Below are 15,954 nucleotides of genomic sequence, written 5' to 3'. Positions count from 1 at the left end.
GATAGCAGGAACGCTCCGGCGAAAAAGTCCGGTGTTCCGGATGAAGCTTCCGCCTCGATGCGATGGCTGCGGCCTTCAGGTCACCCCGGGCGCCTGCGGTGCCAGTCGGTCGCCTGCTGATAGGCATGGCCCGCGTTCAGGATGGTGGCCTCGTCGAACGGCCGCGACGCCAGTTGCAGGCTGACCGGCAGACCGTCCTCACCGAAACCGCAGGGGACGACCAGTGCCGGCAGGCCGGTCATGTCGAACGGCTCGGTGTTGCGCAGGATCGCGCCGAAGACCGGTTCGGGCGTGCCGTTGATATCGACATCCAGCTCGCCGATCGGCGTGGCGGTCATGGCGATGCCGGGCGTCGCGATGACATCGACATCCTCCAGCACCGCCGCCATGCTCTGACCGAGCAGGGTGCGGAATCTCTGGGCGTGCAGGTAGTCCTTCGCCAGGATCTGGTCGCCGACTTCCAGATAGGTCCGTACCTGATCGGTGAACAGGTCCGCGTTCCGGTCCAGCGTATCTTCGTGATAGGCGGTCGCCTCCGCCAGGTAGATCGCCAGTGCGGCTGCGGTCGAATGTTCGATATGCGCGATATCGACGTCCACCAGTTTCGCGCCGCGCTTCTCCAGTTCCTTCAAAGCGTCCTCGACCCGGTCGGTGACCTGCGTCTGCGCCTGATCGAAGAAATACCGGCGGGCCACGCCGATCTTCAGGCCCGAGATGTCGCCGGTCATCGCTGACAGGTAGTCCGGGACGGGACGGTCGGGCGCGGCGGCATCCTTGCCGTCCGCGCCAGCCGTGGCCTGCAGGATCAGGGCGGCGTCGATGGCCGTGCGCGACAGCGGTCCGGAATGGTCCATCGACCAGCACAGCGGCAGGATGCCCGAGCGCGGCACCCGTCCGTAGGTCGGCTTCAGTCCGGTCAGGCCGCAACAGGCCGCCGGCATGCGGATCGAACCGCCCGTATCCGAACCGGTTGCGACCGGTGCCAGACCGCCCGCCACGGCGGCTGCCGAGCCGCTGCTCGATCCGCCGGTGATGCGGTCCAGATTCCACGGGTTGCGCGTCGTGCCGAAGGACGAGTTCTCGCCGGTCGGGCCGTAGGCAAACTCATGCGTGTTCAGCTTGCCCAGCGTGACCATGCCCGCATCGTTCAGACGCGCCACGGCGGTCGCATCCTCGACCGGGACATTGTCGGCCAGAACCCGCGATCCGCCTGTGGTGAGCACGCCCGCCGTCGCATAGAGGTCCTTGTGACCGATCGGCAGGCCGTGCAGCGTGCCGCGCCGCTTGCCGCTGCTGATCTGCTGATCGGCCTGTTTCGCGGCAGCGCGTGCGTTGTCGGCGGTCAGGGTCACATAGGCATTGGTCTGCGCGTTCTCGCGCTCGATCCGCGTCAGGAAGGCGTCCGTGATCTCGCCGGCGGACGTCTTGCCCGCGTCGATCAGGTCGGAGAGTTCCACCAGGTCGAGTTCTGTCAGATCAGTCATGGCGCTTGCCCTCGACCGGCTGGAAGACCGTGGCCGGCTCCAGGTTCTTCAGGGGCAGGGCGCGAATGGCCTCCATCCCCTGAAGGATGGGCTCCAGCGCTTCGGCATAGATGGCGGCGCGTGCATCATCCAGCGGATGACCCGCATTCTCGGCGGCGACCGCAGATACGGTCTCTGCCCTGACGGGGCGTCGTTTGCCCATGGCTTGGTTCCTCCAGGCGGTTACGGCTTCTTCAGGTTTTCCGTGTCGGCGTCTCCGGCGCGTTTTCCGAACATGCCCTGCGCGCGCATGCCCAGCCAGTGACCGTACTGGATCGGCCAGTCCGCATAGGCGTCCGGTTCACCCAGTTCCGAGGCGGCATGACGGGGCCAGTAGGGGTTGTTCAGGGCTTCGCGCGCCAGTGCCACAAGATCGGCGGCACCGGCCCGCAGGATGCTTTCGGCCTGGGCGGGCGACGTGATCAGACCAACGGCCTGTGTTGCAATATCCGCCTCGCGCCGGATATCGGCGGCATGCCCGACCTGATAGCCGGGTGTCGGCACCGGCAGGATGTTCTTGCCATAGCCCGCAATACCACCGGAGGAACAGTCGATCACATCGACGCCGAGCGCCTTCGCGCGCCGGGCCAGTTCGATGGAGTCCGCGATCGCCCAGCCGTCCTTCTTGCCGTCGATGCAGGACAGCCGCAGGAACAGCGGCATGCCGTCGGGCATCGCGCCACGCACGGCTTCGACCACTTCCAGCGTGAAACGCATCCGGTTCTCCCGGCTGCCGCCGTAGGCATCGGTGCGCCTGTTGGACATGGGCGAGTAGAAACTGTGGCTGAGGTAGCCATGCGCGCTGTGCACCTCGATCAGGTCATAACCGAGCGCAACCGCCCGACGGGTGGCGCTGGCCCATTCATCCACCAGATCGCCGATTTCGGAGGTCGTCAGTTCGTGGGGCACGATCCAGCCGTCGTCGAAGGGAACGGCGCTCGCGCCCACTGTCTCCCACGGCACCTCGCCCTTGTCGATCTCGCGCTGGGTGAGGGGGCAATCGCCTTCCCACGGGCGGCTGATCGACGCCTTCCGGCCCGCGTGTGCCAACTGGATGCCGACGGCCGAGCCGCGCTTCTTCACCGACTCGATGACCGGCCGCATGGGTTCCATATGCGCGTCGGACCACAGACCGGCATCGCCCCAGGTGATGCGGCCGCGCTTCTCGACTGCCGTGGCCTCGGTGAAGATCAGGCCGAAGCCGCCCATCGCGAACTGGCTCAGGTGGGTGTGATGCCAGTCGTTCATCATCCCGTCGTCGGCGCTGTACTGGCACATGGGCGCGACGACTGCCCGGTTTTTCAGGGTCAGGTCGCGAATCTCGATGGGTGTGAAAAGGCGCGTGCGGGCCATCGGTCAGTCGCCGCGCACGGTTTCGGTACCCGCCCAGCTTTCCAGCGATGGTGTGTTGAAGTTCACCAGAAAGTCGATCTTCCTGAACATCCATTGCCCGTCGACGCGGACGTACTCTTCCTCGTAGTCGCCCAGGATCCAGCGGCTGACCTTCTTTCCGTCCTCCATCATGGTGCAGGGCATCAGGATACGCCATTCGCCGGTGGCCTCGTCACCGTTCACATCGATGACGAAGTTCATCGCCAGATGCGCCGCGAAGACGATCTGCGCCGAGATGCCGCCGAAGAATTCCTCGATGGCCGCCCGCCCGGCATGGTGACCGAACACGGCGCTGGTCCAGACCGCTTCGTCCACGAACAGGGGGCCGAGCTGCGCGGGCGGATAGCCGACGTCACAGTGTTTCATGTAGACGTGTTTGAGCTTCTTGATCGCCTCGATGCTTTCCAGACGATCGATGCGGGTTTCCAGTGACTCGGTCATGGCGTGCTCCTTTTCCGGTGCCTGCTATTCCTTGGCGGGTACGATGGCGAGGCTGCCGGATTTCTCGCGACTGACTTTCGCCCCCGGGCCGACGACGACAGTCGTGAACGAGTTCTCGACGATGGCCGGACCGTCGACCTGCCTGCCGACGTCCAGCGAATCGAAACTGCGGATTGCCGCATCGACCCAGCCCGTGCCCTCGAAATAGGCCTTCCGGCTGCCGGCGTCGCTGGTGCCCTCGGACAGGTCCGACAGGCTGGCCAGCTTGCCGTCGCGCAGGCGGCAGCTCACGCGCGCAGTCCAGCCGATGATCTCGACTTCGGACTCGGGGTCGCTGATGGCGAAGATCTCGTCATGCGTATCGTGGAAATCCGAAACCAGCTTGCGCACATCCGCGTCACCATCGAACCGGTCCGTCCGGAGCGGCACCTCGATCTCCCAGACCTGACTGGGATAGCGGGCCTCTGCGGTAAAGCTGATCGTGGTCTCCAGTGCGCCTTCGCCGGCTGTCCGCGCGAACTCCTCGCAGCGTTTCTTCAGGTCGGCGAGGACGGCGTTCACGCCTTCGATATCGAACCTGTCGGTCGTGGTGTAATGCGTCGCGCGCGCATCCGAGATCAGTTCCGACATCAGCGCGCCACCGGCGCTCAGCGCCGCACCCACATCGGGGATCAGCACCAGCGGGCAGTCCAGCCGCTGACCGATGCGTTCGGAATTCAGTCCGGCTGCACCGCCGCCGCCGATCAGCACGGCCTTGCCCGGATCAATGCCCTGATTGATGGTGATGTCCATGATGGCCTGCACCATGTTCTCCGTTGCGATCTTCACGATGGCGATGGCGGCATCCTCGATTGAAATCCCGAGCCTCTTGCTGACGCTCTTTTCGATGGCCGTTCGTGCCGCCTCCCGATCCAGTTTCATGGACCCGCCCAGGAAATAGTCCGGATCGACATAGCCCAGCGCCACGCAGGCGTCTGTCAGTGTCGGTTCGGTGCCGCCCCGGCCGTAGGCCGCGGGGCCGGGGACGGCCTGCGCCGACTGGGGCCCGACATGCAGCAGACCGCCGTCATCGACCCAGGCGATGGAACCGCCGCCCGCGCCGATCGAACGCACATCGACCGAGGGAAAGCCGGTCATGTTGCCCTGGTATTCGCCGCCGACCCAGGTTTCGCGTGTCCAGGGGATGCTGCCGCGCCGGACGAGGCTGAGGTCATAGGTCGTTCCGCCGGTGTCCGCGACGATGGCGGTCTCGGCCTGGGCATCGATTTCGGCGAAATGCCGGCCGGCGACCGGTGCCATGGCCGGACCCGAATTGATCAGGTGGACAGGGGTCTCGGCGGCGTCCATCGCATCGATCACACCGGCGCCGGAGGTTACGATCAGCACGCGGCCGGTGAACCCTTCTTCGCTGAGCCGGCCCGACAGGTTGCGCATGTAGGCTCCCATCAGAGGCTTCAGCGACGCGTCGATGGCCGTCGATGAAGCGCGTCGATATTCCCGCAGCGACGGGTTCAGCCGGTGCGAAAGCGTGTAGGGCACGCCGGGCAGATGTTCGTCCAGAAGTTCGCCGATCCGGTTCTCGTGGGCGGGATTGACGATGGACCACAGCAGGCAGACCGCGACCGCTTCGACCTCCGCCGCCTTCAGCTTGGCGATGACCTCCAGCGCATGCGCCTCGTCCAGTTCCTGCAGTATCGTCCCGTCGGTCGTGATCCGCTCGTTGATCTCGAACGTCAGGGACCGCGGGACGTAGGGCGCGGGGTAGGGCACCGTGAAGTCGAACACGTCGCCGCGTCCGCCCTCGCGCAGCACCAGAATGTCGGGATGGCCCGCCGTGGTCAGGAACGCAGTCTTCGCCGTATCCCCGGTGATGATGGCGTTGATCGCCCGCGTGGTGCCGTGAATGAACAGGCCGCCGTCTCCCAGAAGCTTCCGCAGCGGGACCTCGAAGTGATCCGCGGCCACCTTCAGGCTGTCGATCACGCCCCGGATGGGGTCGTCGGGCGTCGTCGGGGCCTTGAACATGTTCAGGCTGCCATCGTCCTGTTCGACCAGCAGATCGGTGAAGGTGCCTCCGGTATCAACGGCAAATCTCATGTTGTCAGTCCCCCAATAAGGTCGTTTTCATCCAAGGCGGTTCTGTTTGCCGCAGGGTTAAGCTTGCGGTCACCGAACCCAGGGAGGGAACCGTGATGGGCAAGACGCTCGGTGTAGTACCGATTTCGATGCTGATAGCCGCCGCGCTGATCTATGGACTGGTGTTTCCATTCAACGCGCTGGCCACATTCGCGGGTGCGAGTTTCTTCGGACACGCGTTCTGGCAGGTCTTTCTGGGCGGCGCGGCGCTCTTTGTGGTTTCGCTGCTGCGCGGTCAGGTGGTCAGTTTCCGCTGGACCTATCTGCGCGCCTATCTGGTGGTGGGGGCTTTCGGGTTCGGTCTGCCGATGGCGCTGCTGACGTTCGTCGGACCCAACCTGCCGCAGGGCATCATTCCGCTGGTCCTGGCGCTGTCTCCGACCTTCACCTACATCGCCAGCATCATCTTTGGCCTGGATCGTCTGGCGGCGGTCGGTGTCGCCGGTATCGCACTGGGATTTGCGGGTGTCGCCGTGGTGCTGGTGCCGGAAAGCTCGATGCCCGGCGAGGGCGCGGTGAGCTGGTTCCTGCTGGCCCTGATCACCCCGATCCTGCTGGCCGTTGCCAACATCTCCGCGGCGCTGCTGCGTCCGCCGGAAACCACGTCGACGGTCATGGGCAGCGGGTTCCTGCTTGGCGCGGCGCTGTCGCTGCTGCCCCTGATGCTGATCTTCGGCCAGTTCTATCTGCCGCTGTCCCGGGATCTGATCATACCGACGCTGGGGTCGGCCGCTGTGAACGGCGTGTTCATCATCCTGTTCGCAGAGATCGTCCGGCGCTACGGACCGACCTTCTTCGCACAGTTCAACTATCTGGCCGTTGTGGCCGCCATCGGCTGGGCATTCGTCTTCTTCGGTGAGATGCCCACGATCTACGCGATCATCGCGCTGGCGCTGATGGCCGCCGGTGTGCTGATTTCGGAACTGAGACACAGATCGGCTCCCGCTGTGGACTAGCTGCGCAGTGCTGCCGTTGCGTCCCTGTCCACGCTGCCGTCGGCAGCGAGGGCGACGCGGTAGACGTCGCGCGCGCGCTCCGGCGTGATCCAGCCCTCGGCGACATCGTGGCGGACCACTTCGGGGTCGCGCTTCTCGGGCGCACCGTAGCCGCCGCCGCCGCAGCAATGGGAGACGATGTTGTCGCCTTCATGCAGCGTCACCACGGCGCTGTTCTCGGTCGGTGTCAGGGTTCCGTCCGCCTTGCGCACGCCCTGATAGGCATTGCCGCCCAGACCGCCGCCGCGCACGCCCTGCGCCGGGTTGTACGTCCCGTCAGAGACGAAGGCGACGTCCATCTCGCCCCGGGTCGGACCGTATTCGACCAGCATGCCCGGTCCGCCCTTGTGCGTACCGGCACCCTCCGAATCGGTGATGAAACGGCGCTGCTTCACAAGCAGCGGCTGCCGCATTTCATCCAGTTCAATGCTGTCCTGATAGCAGAGGCCGGCATTGCCCACATGCCCGAGCGTGATCCACGCATCCGTGCGCGGGGCCGCAGCACCGCCGGTCATGGCGAGGAAAAGCTGGTTCACATAACGCTCGTTCGTTGCCGGATCGAAGCCGGAAACGACACCGATGGAGGCGGGCAGGATCGCGCCCGACTCCGCCATGCCGAAGCCTTCTTCCAGTTCCGCGATGGCGGCCTGGACCGAATTCGCCACACGGTCGGCGACGTTGGTGGTCGCGACCGAGCAGCTCGTCGGATGTTCCGGGATGCCGCAGACGGAATTTCTCTTCAGCTTGATGTCCAGCCGCCGGAACGCGCCGGCGTTCTTCGGGACGGTCGGGTCGATGGAGTTGAACACACCGATCATGGATGCGGTGCGCGCGCAGGCTTCCGACAGGTTCAGGCCGCAGGGCAGGGCGTCGATGTTGTCGGTCAGGTCAACCGTGATGCGGGAGTCGGTCTTGTCCACCTTCACGGTGACGTTGATCGGGATGCCGTCTTCCGGGGTGCCCGGCACCGGGTCGTGGCGGCTGCTCCAGCTTGTCGTCCCTTCGGGCATCTTGTCGATGGCGTTGATCATGCGGCTTTCGGAATAGTCGAACCACTGGTTGGTGAAGTCGTGCAGCGTGTCCCAGCCGACTTCCTTCGCCAGCGCCAGAAGTTCGCGCTCACCGATGCGGGCCGCGCCGATCATCGCCAGATAGTCGCCCCACCACTGTTCGGGCACGCGAATGCGCATCTGGCACATCCGGACGATGTCCTCGTTGTTCTCGTAGTTCTCCTGAACCTTCACGCCGGGGAAGATCAGCGCGCCCTCGTTATAGACGTCCTTGGCGTTGCCCATGTAGGTCGTCGGTTCGGAGTTGCCGCAGTCGGCCTGATGCGCCTTGGCCAGCACGGTGAAGTGGTGCGTGCCCTCGTCGTCGATCACCGGCACGATCAGCGTGTGATCGGCGGGGTGAGAGCAGCCGTGATAGGGCGAGTTATGCAGGAAGGCGTCGCCCTTCTTCAGAACGGGATGGAACTCCTTGATCGAGCGCGACATCAGATCCGGTCCGCTCAGGACGTGGATCGGCAGGCTCTCGGCGGTCGCCAGCAACTGGTCGTCCGCCGTGATGATGCAGCAGGAAAAATCGCGCGCGATGTTGAGCACGCCCGACCGGCCCGTGCGCAGCAGCGTGTTCGCCATCTTGCGCGCCACGCCTTCCAGGCGGTTGTTCAGGATCGCCAGTTGAACACCGTCGATCTTCTTCTGTCCCGGGTTCGCGTTCATCATTGTCTCTCCTTCAAATGCGCCATCACCAGGCGCGCCAGCCGCCATCGACGGGCAGGATCACGCCGTGCACGGATTTCGCGTCGTCGGATGCGAGAAACGTGACGGCGCCTGCCATGTCGCGGGCGGCCAGAAAATCATCCCCCGACGGGGTGCGTTCGCGCATCTTCGCTGACCATTCCGGGTCCGCGCGAAGATCGGCATTCATGGGTGTCTCGATGTTGCCCGGGGCGATCGCGTTCACATTGATGCCGAAGGGTGCCAGTTCCAGGCACAGCGACTTCGTCAGATTGTTCATGCCGCCCTTGGACGCGCAATAGGCGGCGGAGTTCGGAAAGCCGCCGATCCCGGCGATGGAACTCACGTTGATGATCTTGCCCCAGCGCTGCTGTTTCATGTGCGGCACGGCGGCCTTCGCCAGAAAGAAGCAACTCTTCAGGTTGACGTCCATCTGTGTGTCCCAGTTCGCCTCGTCGACCTCTTCGATCGGGCGCGGCAGAAAGATTCCCGCATTGTTGACCAGAATATCGACCGGACCGAGATCGGACACGACATCGCGCCACAGGGTCTCGATCTGGCGCACATCGCCGATATCGGCCTGGAATGCCGTCGCTTTTCCGCCGGAATCCCGGATCTGCGCAACGATCCGGGCGGCTGTTTCGGTGTTCTGCCGGTTCACGACCGCAACCGATGCGCCTTCTGCGGCCAGCGCCTGCGCGATCTCCGCGCCGATGCCCTGTGCGCCGCCTGTCACCATCGCGATGCGTCCGTCGAACCTCAAGAAACCATCTCCTGCAGGGCTGGAAGAAAAAGCCCCATCCCGGTGGACGCCGGAATGGGGCTCGTTCGTGTCAGTTCATGCGCCGATCAGCGTGCGATGTAGGTGTAACGCTTGCCGAACAGCACATCCATCGGAACCGGTTCCGAGATCGTGAACTCATCCGCCACGGCAGGCTTGCCGTCGGTGGTTTCCACGATCAGGTACGGGCCGTAGTTCTGGTGGTGAAGCTGCGGGGTAAAGGTCCGCGTGCCGATCAGGAAGGGCTCATCCTTGAACTTCTCCATCTCGGCGATGACCGCATCGGTCTCGAACGTACCGGCACGCTCGACTGCGCGGGCCCACATCTCGATCACCAGGTAACCCGGATAGGTGTACTGGCTGTTGGGACGCTCGCCGAAACGGGCTTCGTACTTCTTGTTGAACTCCTCGACGGCGGGACGCGGGTCATCGCCGTAGATCGAGGCCTGTTCCGTCACATAGTGACCGGTCAGGCCCGGAACCGAGTCGAGCCAGTAGGTGCCGCTCATCGAGCTGCCGCCGGCCAGGGCGGATTCGATGCCTGCCGCACGGATCTGGCGCAGCGCGCTGGCACCGCCAGGAATGTACGAGCAGTTGATGATCAGGTCAGGTTCGCTCGGCAGGTTCTTGATGCGGGTGATCTGGGCTGCGATCGACGCATCGGCGTTCTGGTAGACATCGTGGCCGAGAATTTCGAGACCGAGCTTCTCTTTCCACATCCAGTCAAAGCCGTAGCAGATGCCCTTGTTGTACTCGATCGAGGTGTCGAGCAGGATGTAGGCCGTCTTCCAGCCCTTGGTCTTCGCGCCCCATTCCGCGATCGTCGCACCCTGAACGGCGGCGAGGATCGAGGACGAGAAGGCGTTCTTGCCGACGCCCTGAATACCGGCCAGCACGCTTTCCGCACACAGGAAGATCGCGATCTTGTTGGCGTTCTTCGCCGCCAGGGCCGCAGGTGCGCCGAAGTCGTAGTCGCAATCGACGGCCATCATCTGGGCGCCTTCGTTCAGCACCTGCTGACCGGCTTTCGCACCCTCGACGCGGTCCGTCTTGGCATCGGCCATGACAGCCTTGATCTTCTTGCCCAGCAGACCGCCCTTGGCGTTGATGTCGTCGATGGCGATCAGGGCCGCATTCGTCGATGGCTGGCTGTAGGCCTGCATCCAACCCGAGTAGGATGCGGCGAAGCCGACCACGACCTCATGGTCGTCGGCGACAGCCACCGTCGACATTGCGGCGGCACCCATTGCCGCCAGACCCGCAATAGCGGAAGTTGTTAGTTTTCTCATCAGACTGAAAGCCTCCTGTTTGATACGCGAACCCGTTGTGGCTCGAGGTGGCGCAGTGTTTTTCACCGTCGCCGTTTCACGCAATGCCCGTCGCGCTGAGGTCATGCTACGACAAAAGCCCCGGCAGGCAAGCGGTGGAAGTGGCATCGAGCTTGGATCGAAACGCCCTAAACCGGCTCTATTCACGAACCCAAGGCTGAACCGGACCTTAACGGCGCGCGTGAAACCATAGAAAAATCAGGCGTTTCAGCGGGATTTGCTTATTCGTTCGGCAGTGCAAACGACTTGTTCCGCCCGGTGTTCCTGTCTAACCTTTATTGTATCGAAACGAGCCGCATCGCAGTATTCGGGCGGCAAGTTGGAGGGTGGAGAGTGCAGGCAGGCACAGGTGACGGGGCTGCATTGCAAGTCAGCAATGTGACTGTTCGCTTTGAGGGGTTAACGGCCATAGATTCTGTTGAGGAATCGGTCGCGCCGGGCGAAATACTGGGATTGATCGGCCCCAACGGGGCGGGCAAGACCACGCTGGTCAACGTCATGACCGGCTTCCAGATACCGACGGAAGGCGACGTGCTGCTGGATGGCGAGAGCGTATCCGGCGTCAAGCCGCATGCGCTGCGCCACCGTGGCGTCGCCCGGACCTTTCAGGCGGGGCGGCTGTTCCGCGAAATGAGCGTCGTCGAGAACGTCGAGGTCGCGGGTGTCGGCATGGGACTGCGCCGGACGACCGCGCATGCGGAAGCCATGGAACTGCTCGACTGGATCGGGCTGGCAGACCGGGCCAACGTGCTCGCCGGCGCGCTGCCCTATACCGACGAACGCCGCGTCGGCATCGCGCGCGCCCTCATCCAGTCGCCGAAGTACATCCTGCTGGACGAGCCTGCGGCCGGGATGTCGGATCTGGAGTGCGATGATCTGATGGGACTGGTCAAACAGGTGCGCGACCGGTTCGGCTGCGGCGTCGTGCTGATCGAACACAACATGCGCGTGGTCATGGGCATCAGCGAGCGCATTCATGTGCTGGACAGCGGCAGGACGATCGCCCGCGGCAATCCGACCGAGGTTCAGGCCAACCCGGCCGTCATCGAAGCCTATCTGGGCAAGGGGTAGGGGATGCTTGAAATCACGGATCTGCATGTGCGCTACGGGCGTCTGACGGCGCTGCGGGGCATCTCCCTGACCGTTCAGGAAGGTGAGATCGCCTGCGTTGTCGGTCCGAACGGCGCGGGCAAGTCGACCACGCTGCTGTCGATCTCCGGTGTGCTGAGCCCGGCGGAAGGCACGATCACCTTCGATGGCCAGACGATCAACGGAACCAGGGTCGAGGATGTTGCGCGCATGGGCATCTCCCAGGTGCCCGAAGGCCGCCACATCTTCACCGGGCTGTCGGTCGAGGAGAACCTGCAGGTGGGTTCTGCCGTTCGCAAGGACAAGGATGAAATTCGCAAGGATTTCAAGCGGGTGCTGGAAACCTTTCCCATACTGGGTGAAAGGCGGAAGCAGCCGGCGGGCAAGTTGTCGGGCGGTGAGCAGCAGATGCTGGCCATCGGTCGGGCCCTGATGACCAACCCGCGGTTCATGACGATTGACGAACCCTCACTCGGTCTGGCGCCGAAGATCGTCGACCGGGTCTATGAGGTGCTGATCGACCTGCGCGAGAAACGCGGGCTGACGCTGCTGATCGTCGAGCAGAGTTCCGAGCGGGCCCTGAAGGCAGCGGACACGATGTATGTCCTGCGCAACGGCGAGATACAGCTTCACGGCAAGGCGGCTGACCTGCAGGACGGTGTCGAGGTGCACAAGGCCTATTTCGGGTTCACCGAAGATCACGAGAACGAGGTGATGATCTGATGTCGTTTGCGATCCAGGTCTTTGTCGATGGTTTGAGCCTCGGCAGTTTCTACGCGCTGGCCGCGCTGGGCATCGGGCTGCTGTTCGGAGTGCTGAAGCTGATCAACTTCGCCCATGGTGATTTCATCACGGTGGGCGCCTATGCGTTGATCATTCCGTCCGCGGCCACCCAGGCAACCCTGTTCATCGGCGATTTCCATCCCCTGCTGCTGGTGCCCTGCATTCTCGGCATCGTCATCGTCCTGGCGCTGATCTCGGAATTCGCGGTGTTCCGCCCCTTGCGCGATGCGTCGCCCGCCACCCTGATGATCGGGTCGTTCGCGCTGGGCTTCATCATCCAGAACATCATCATCATGATCTTCGGCGGCCGGCCCAAGGCCGTGGGGATATGGTCCGACCTCAATCAGGGCGTTCAACTGATGGAAGGCGTTCAGGTTCCACAGCTTCAGTTGCTGATCATCGGCGTCACCTTCGTGATGATGATCCTGTTGGTGCTGTTCCTGAAGCGCACAAAATACGGCGTTCACATGCGGGCGGCGGCCGAGGACTTCCGCATGGCCCGCATGCTGGGGGTCGAGGCCAACCGCGTGATCATGCTGGCCGTGGCCATAAGCGGCATGCTGGCGGCGGCGGTCTCGATGCTGTTCGTGGTCCAGACCGGTATCCTGGATTTCCGCATGGGCGTGCCGCTGATGCTGTTCGCCTTCATCGCGACCGTGATCGGCGGCATGGGCAGCCTGCTCGGTGCCGTCGTCGGCGGGTTCACCGTCGGGTTCCTCAGCATTCTGCTGCAGACTTTCCTGCCGTCCGAATATCGTGTCTTCCGCGACGTGTTCGTCTTCGCGATCGTCATTTTCATTCTGCTGGTCAGGCCGCAGGGCCTGGTCCTTTCGAGTGCCTCCAAGGAGCGTGTCTGAGATGGAACCGAAAACGCCCCTTGGCCATCTGGTCCGCGAAGTCTGGCCGCTGCTGTTCCTGATCGTCATGCTGCTGGTGATCGTCGGCGGCATCCAGATGCTGGGCGACCGCAATATCAACGTTTCGCTGACGGAGGCCCTGATCCGGCTTTCGGTCGTGGTCGGCCTCTATATCTTCGTGGGCAATTCCGGGCTGATCTCGTTCGGTCACATCGGCTTCATGATGATCGGTGCCTATGCGACGGCGTGGCAGACCATGGACCCGATGACCAAGGACATCTTCATCCCCGGCCTGCCCGAATACATGCTAGCGAACTCGCATCACTGGATACCCGCAACCATATCGGCGGGATTCCTGGCGGCGGCCATCGCCTTCGTATCGGGGCTGGCGCTGATGCGGCTGTCGGGCATCGCCGCATCCATCGGCACGTTCGCCCTGTTCATGAGCTTCTATTCCTTCTACCTGCAATGGAGCACCTGGACAGCGGGGCAGAGCTCGCTGGTCGGCATTCCGGTGACGACGACACCCTGGATCGCGCTGTGGTTCGCCATCGCGGCCATGATCGGCGCGTTCCTCTATTCGCGGTCGAAGTTCGGTCTGGCCTTGCGCGCCAGTCGCGAGGATGAGGTCGCCGCGAAGGCCGCCGGCGTGAATGTGACCATGGAACGGGTCATCTCCTTCACCATCAGCGCCTTCTTCGTGGGCATGGCCGGGGGCCTGTACGGTCATTTCCTGGGCCTGCTGACGGTGGACACCTTCTATCTGCCGCTGACGTTCGTGACCCTGTCCATGCTGGTCGTGGGCGGCATGCAGTCGCTCTCCGGTGCCGTGATCGGTACAATTGTCCTGTCCTTCGTCATCGAATTCCTGCGCAAGGCCGAGAAGGGCATTCAGATGGGGGACACCACGATCGGCCTGCCGGCAAGCTCGGCGGAAGTCGGACTGGGTGTCGTGCTGTTGCTGATCCTGATCTTCCGTCCCAGCGGGCTGACCAGAAACGCCGAAATCTACTGGCCCTGGAAGCACAAGGTCGTCATGACCGCCGTGACCAGGCGTCAATCCTGATCTGAGACCCGAACGCGCCCGGTGCGATCCCGTCGGGTCGGGCGCGTGACGATCAGGCGGCGCGGCCCATCGTCAGGAATTTCTCGCGCCGACGTTCCAGCAGACGGTCGGGCTCCACTTTCCCGAGTTCATCCAGGGTTTCGGCGATCACTTCGCCCAGCGCCATGATGGTATTGCCGGGATCACGGTGCGCGCCGCCGATCGGTTCATCGATGACCAGATCCGCGACCCCCAGCCTGTACATGTCCTGCGCCGTCACCTTCAGGGCCTCCGCCGCGTCCTTTGCCCGGTCCGATGTCTTGAACAGAATGGACGAGCAGGCCTCCGGCGAAATCACCGAGTAGACCGAGTTCTCCATCATGATCACCCGGTCGCCGACCGCCAGCGCCACGGCACCGCCCGATCCGCCCTCGCCGATGATGCACGAGATCAGCGGCACCTTGACGTTCAGGCAGACTTCGATGCAGCGCGCGATGGCCTCCGCCTGCCCGCGTTCCTCGGCACCCACGCCCGGATAGGCGCCTGCCGTGTCGACGAAGGTGATGATCGGCAGGCCAAACCGCTCCGCCAGCTTCATCAGCCGCTGCGCCTTGCGATAACCCTCGGGGCGCGCCATGCCGAAATTGTGCTTCAGGCGGGCTTCGGTGGTCGCGCCCTTTTCGGTGCCGATGACCATCACGCTGCGACCGCGAAAGCGCCCCATGCCGGCCAGCATGGCCTTGTCGTCGGCGTAGGAGCGGTCGCCGGCCAGCGGGGTGAAGTCGCTGATCAGCGCATCGACATAGGCCTGGGCGTGGGGCCGTTCCGGGTGCCGGGCGACCTGCGTTTTCTGCCACGGGTTCAGGGACCGGTAGGTGTCCTTCAGAAGCTTGTTGACCTTGGTTTCCAGCGTGCCGATCTCGGTCGCGATATCGACCTTCTCCTCATCCTGGGCCAGATGTTCCAGCTCCCGGATCTTGCCTTCAAGTTCGGCAATCGGCTTTTCGAAATCGAGATAGGTTTTCATGGTCCGCCCGCGTGTCTGTTTGATCTGCCAGCTTTAGCTGAGCATCTGCCCGCCGTCCACGGCCACCGTCTGTCCGGTGATCCATGAGGCGGCGTCCGATGCAAGGAAGACGGCCAGGTTGCCGACTTCTTCCGGTGTGCCCAGTCGGTCGAACGGGATGGACGACCTGATCGCGCCGTAGAGCTGGGGATTGTTCTGTTTCGCGTCGTCCCAGACGCCGCCCTCGAATTCGATGGATCCGGGCGCGATGCAGTTGACCCGGATGCCCTTCCGGGCCAGTGCGGCGGCCTGGGACAGGGTGTACTGGATCACGGCCGCCTTCACGGCACCATAGGGTGGCGTGCGTGTCGATGCGGTCAGTCCCGAGATCGACGAGATGTGGACCAGGCTGCCGCCGCCGGACTTCTCGATCAGCGGGATGGCCGTCCAACCCGCGCGGACCAGGGCCATCAGATCCACATCCAGACTGGCCTTCCAGCCGTCCTCGTCGTCGCTGCGCCCGAACCCCGACGGATTGTTGACCAGAACATTCAGGCCGCCCAGGGCATCTGCGGCAGACCGGATGTAGGCCTCCAGGCTCTCGGCGTTCGAAACGTCACAGGTTGCTGCATGCACGGTCGTGCCGGATTTCTCCAGTTCCGCCTTCGCCTTGTTCAGGCTCTCCTCGCCCCGCGCGCAGATGGAGACGTTCGCGCCCTCCGCTGCGAATCCGCGGGCAATGCCGAATCCGATGCCACGGCTGCCGCCGGTGACGATCACGTTCTTTCCCTTCAGGCCCAGTTCCATGATCGTATCTCCCTCAGTTCAAATGCTCG

Annotated in this window: 15 protein-coding genes; 5 read left to right on the top strand and 10 right to left on the bottom strand. The window is 63.8% G+C overall.

Translation table 11 applies throughout. The annotated features are described in order from the left end of the window. Positions 1-80: 80 nt before the first annotated feature. From ACN0X7_RS09665 to ACN0X7_RS09645, 5 genes are read right to left on the bottom strand one after another with little or no spacing between them, the layout of a single operon-like run. Positions 81-1,484 carry an amidase gene (locus tag ACN0X7_RS09665; RefSeq protein ID WP_417516579.1) on the bottom strand — a complete coding sequence of 468 codons (1,404 nt, stop codon included), beginning with the start codon at positions 1,482-1,484 and terminating at the stop codon, positions 81-83. Further along, complete coding sequence (locus ACN0X7_RS09660) at positions 1,477-1,686, bottom strand: hypothetical protein (RefSeq protein ID WP_417516577.1); 210 nt, start codon at positions 1,684-1,686, stop codon at positions 1,477-1,479. The genes ACN0X7_RS09665 and ACN0X7_RS09660 overlap by 8 nt, the downstream gene beginning before the upstream one ends. Positions 1,687-1,706: 20 nt before the next feature. Further along, positions 1,707-2,876 carry an NADH:flavin oxidoreductase/NADH oxidase gene (locus ACN0X7_RS09655; RefSeq protein ID WP_417516575.1) on the bottom strand — a complete coding sequence of 390 codons (1,170 nt, stop codon included), beginning with the start codon at positions 2,874-2,876 and terminating at the stop codon, positions 1,707-1,709. Positions 2,877-2,879: 3 nt separating this feature from the next. Continuing rightward, positions 2,880-3,356 (bottom strand): nuclear transport factor 2 family protein, encoded by a 477-nt coding sequence (locus tag ACN0X7_RS09650; RefSeq protein WP_417516573.1) that lies wholly within the window; start codon positions 3,354-3,356, stop codon positions 2,880-2,882. A 24-nt stretch (positions 3,357-3,380) separates the two neighbouring features. After that, positions 3,381-5,453, bottom strand: coding sequence for a hydantoinase/oxoprolinase family protein (locus ACN0X7_RS09645; RefSeq protein WP_417516571.1), 2,073 nt, complete (start codon positions 5,451-5,453; stop codon positions 3,381-3,383). A 95-nt stretch (positions 5,454-5,548) separates the two neighbouring features. Here ACN0X7_RS09645 and ACN0X7_RS09640 point away from each other — a divergent pair, with 95 nt between their 5' ends. Further along, a complete protein-coding gene (locus ACN0X7_RS09640; RefSeq protein WP_417516569.1) occupies positions 5,549-6,448 on the top strand; it encodes a DMT family transporter in 900 nt (299 codons plus the stop codon). Here ACN0X7_RS09640 and ACN0X7_RS09635 read toward each other — a convergent pair. From ACN0X7_RS09635 to ACN0X7_RS09625, 3 genes are all read right to left on the bottom strand, one after another. Next, positions 6,445-8,211 (bottom strand): hydantoinase B/oxoprolinase family protein, encoded by a 1,767-nt coding sequence (locus ACN0X7_RS09635; protein WP_417516567.1) that lies wholly within the window; start codon positions 8,209-8,211, stop codon positions 6,445-6,447. The genes ACN0X7_RS09640 and ACN0X7_RS09635 overlap by 4 nt on opposite strands. 25 nt (positions 8,212-8,236) lie before the next feature. Beyond that, a complete protein-coding gene (locus ACN0X7_RS09630; RefSeq protein WP_417516565.1) occupies positions 8,237-8,992 on the bottom strand; it encodes an SDR family NAD(P)-dependent oxidoreductase in 756 nt (251 codons plus the stop codon). An 86-nt stretch (positions 8,993-9,078) separates the two neighbouring features. Then, entirely contained in the window at positions 9,079-10,299 is a 1,221-nt protein-coding gene (locus ACN0X7_RS09625) for an ABC transporter substrate-binding protein (protein ID WP_417516563.1), read from the bottom strand. Positions 10,300-10,671: 372 nt separating this feature from the next. Between ACN0X7_RS09625 and ACN0X7_RS09620 the strand changes: the two genes are divergently transcribed. Genes ACN0X7_RS09620 through ACN0X7_RS09605 form a run of 4 tightly spaced genes read left to right on the top strand, consistent with a single transcriptional unit; the run spans position 10,672 to position 14,133 of the window. Then, positions 10,672-11,409: an ABC transporter ATP-binding protein gene (locus tag ACN0X7_RS09620; RefSeq protein WP_417516561.1), complete on the top strand. Its 738-nt coding sequence runs from the start codon at positions 10,672-10,674 to the stop codon at positions 11,407-11,409. A 3-nt stretch (positions 11,410-11,412) separates the two neighbouring features. Beyond that, positions 11,413-12,150, top strand: coding sequence for an ABC transporter ATP-binding protein (locus tag ACN0X7_RS09615; RefSeq protein WP_417516559.1), 738 nt, complete (start codon positions 11,413-11,415; stop codon positions 12,148-12,150). After that, on the top strand, positions 12,150-13,067 hold the full coding sequence (locus ACN0X7_RS09610; RefSeq protein ID WP_417516557.1) for a branched-chain amino acid ABC transporter permease: 918 nt from the start codon (positions 12,150-12,152) through the stop codon (positions 13,065-13,067). Before ACN0X7_RS09615 ends, ACN0X7_RS09610 begins: the two co-directional genes overlap by 1 nt. A gap of 1 nt (position 13,068) precedes the next feature. Further along, positions 13,069-14,133, top strand: coding sequence for a branched-chain amino acid ABC transporter permease (locus tag ACN0X7_RS09605; protein ID WP_417516555.1), 1,065 nt, complete (start codon positions 13,069-13,071; stop codon positions 14,131-14,133). Positions 14,134-14,185: 52 nt separating this feature from the next. Here the strand turns inward: ACN0X7_RS09605 and ACN0X7_RS09600 are convergent, their stop codons facing one another. Together ACN0X7_RS09600 and ACN0X7_RS09595 are read right to left on the bottom strand one after the other, a co-directional pair. Continuing rightward, complete coding sequence (locus ACN0X7_RS09600; RefSeq protein ID WP_417516553.1) at positions 14,186-15,139, bottom strand: acetyl-CoA carboxylase carboxyltransferase subunit alpha; 954 nt, start codon at positions 15,137-15,139, stop codon at positions 14,186-14,188. A gap of 33 nt (positions 15,140-15,172) precedes the next feature. After that, entirely contained in the window at positions 15,173-15,925 is a 753-nt protein-coding gene (locus ACN0X7_RS09595) for an SDR family NAD(P)-dependent oxidoreductase (protein WP_417516551.1), read from the bottom strand. Positions 15,926-15,954 lie beyond the last annotated feature (29 nt).

Origin of the sequence: Minwuia sp. (assembly GCF_048263705.1) — a bacterium.
Classification (GTDB): Bacteria; Pseudomonadota; Alphaproteobacteria; order Minwuiales; family Minwuiaceae; genus Minwuia.
The sequence above is the reverse complement of the archived record's forward strand: the minus strand, read 5'-3'. Positions and strand labels throughout refer to the sequence as shown.

What these genes read in the sequence shown, in the direction of transcription:
- ACN0X7_RS09665 (WP_417516579.1), bottom strand. Translation starts at nt 1,484, where the DNA reads ATGACTGATCTGACAGAACTCGACCTGGTGGAACTCTCCGACCTGATC.
- ACN0X7_RS09660 (WP_417516577.1), bottom strand. Translation starts at nt 1,686, where the DNA reads ATGGGCAAACGACGCCCCGTCAGGGCAGAGACCGTATCTGCGGTCGCC.
- ACN0X7_RS09655 (WP_417516575.1), bottom strand. Translation starts at nt 2,876, where the DNA reads ATGGCCCGCACGCGCCTTTTCACACCCATCGAGATTCGCGACCTGACC.
- ACN0X7_RS09650 (WP_417516573.1), bottom strand. Translation starts at nt 3,356, where the DNA reads ATGACCGAGTCACTGGAAACCCGCATCGATCGTCTGGAAAGCATCGAG.
- ACN0X7_RS09645 (WP_417516571.1), bottom strand. Translation starts at nt 5,453, where the DNA reads ATGAGATTTGCCGTTGATACCGGAGGCACCTTCACCGATCTGCTGGTC.
- ACN0X7_RS09640 (WP_417516569.1), top strand. Translation starts at nt 5,549, where the DNA reads ATGGGCAAGACGCTCGGTGTAGTACCGATTTCGATGCTGATAGCCGCC.
- ACN0X7_RS09635 (WP_417516567.1), bottom strand. Translation starts at nt 8,211, where the DNA reads ATGAACGCGAACCCGGGACAGAAGAAGATCGACGGTGTTCAACTGGCG.
- ACN0X7_RS09625 (WP_417516563.1), bottom strand. Translation starts at nt 10,299, where the DNA reads ATGAGAAAACTAACAACTTCCGCTATTGCGGGTCTGGCGGCAATGGGT.
- ACN0X7_RS09615 (WP_417516559.1), top strand. Translation starts at nt 11,413, where the DNA reads ATGCTTGAAATCACGGATCTGCATGTGCGCTACGGGCGTCTGACGGCG.
- ACN0X7_RS09610 (WP_417516557.1), top strand. Translation starts at nt 12,150, where the DNA reads ATGTCGTTTGCGATCCAGGTCTTTGTCGATGGTTTGAGCCTCGGCAGT.
- ACN0X7_RS09605 (WP_417516555.1), top strand. Translation starts at nt 13,069, where the DNA reads ATGGAACCGAAAACGCCCCTTGGCCATCTGGTCCGCGAAGTCTGGCCG.
- ACN0X7_RS09600 (WP_417516553.1), bottom strand. Translation starts at nt 15,139, where the DNA reads ATGAAAACCTATCTCGATTTCGAAAAGCCGATTGCCGAACTTGAAGGC.
- ACN0X7_RS09595 (WP_417516551.1), bottom strand. Translation starts at nt 15,925, where the DNA reads ATGGAACTGGGCCTGAAGGGAAAGAACGTGATCGTCACCGGCGGCAGC.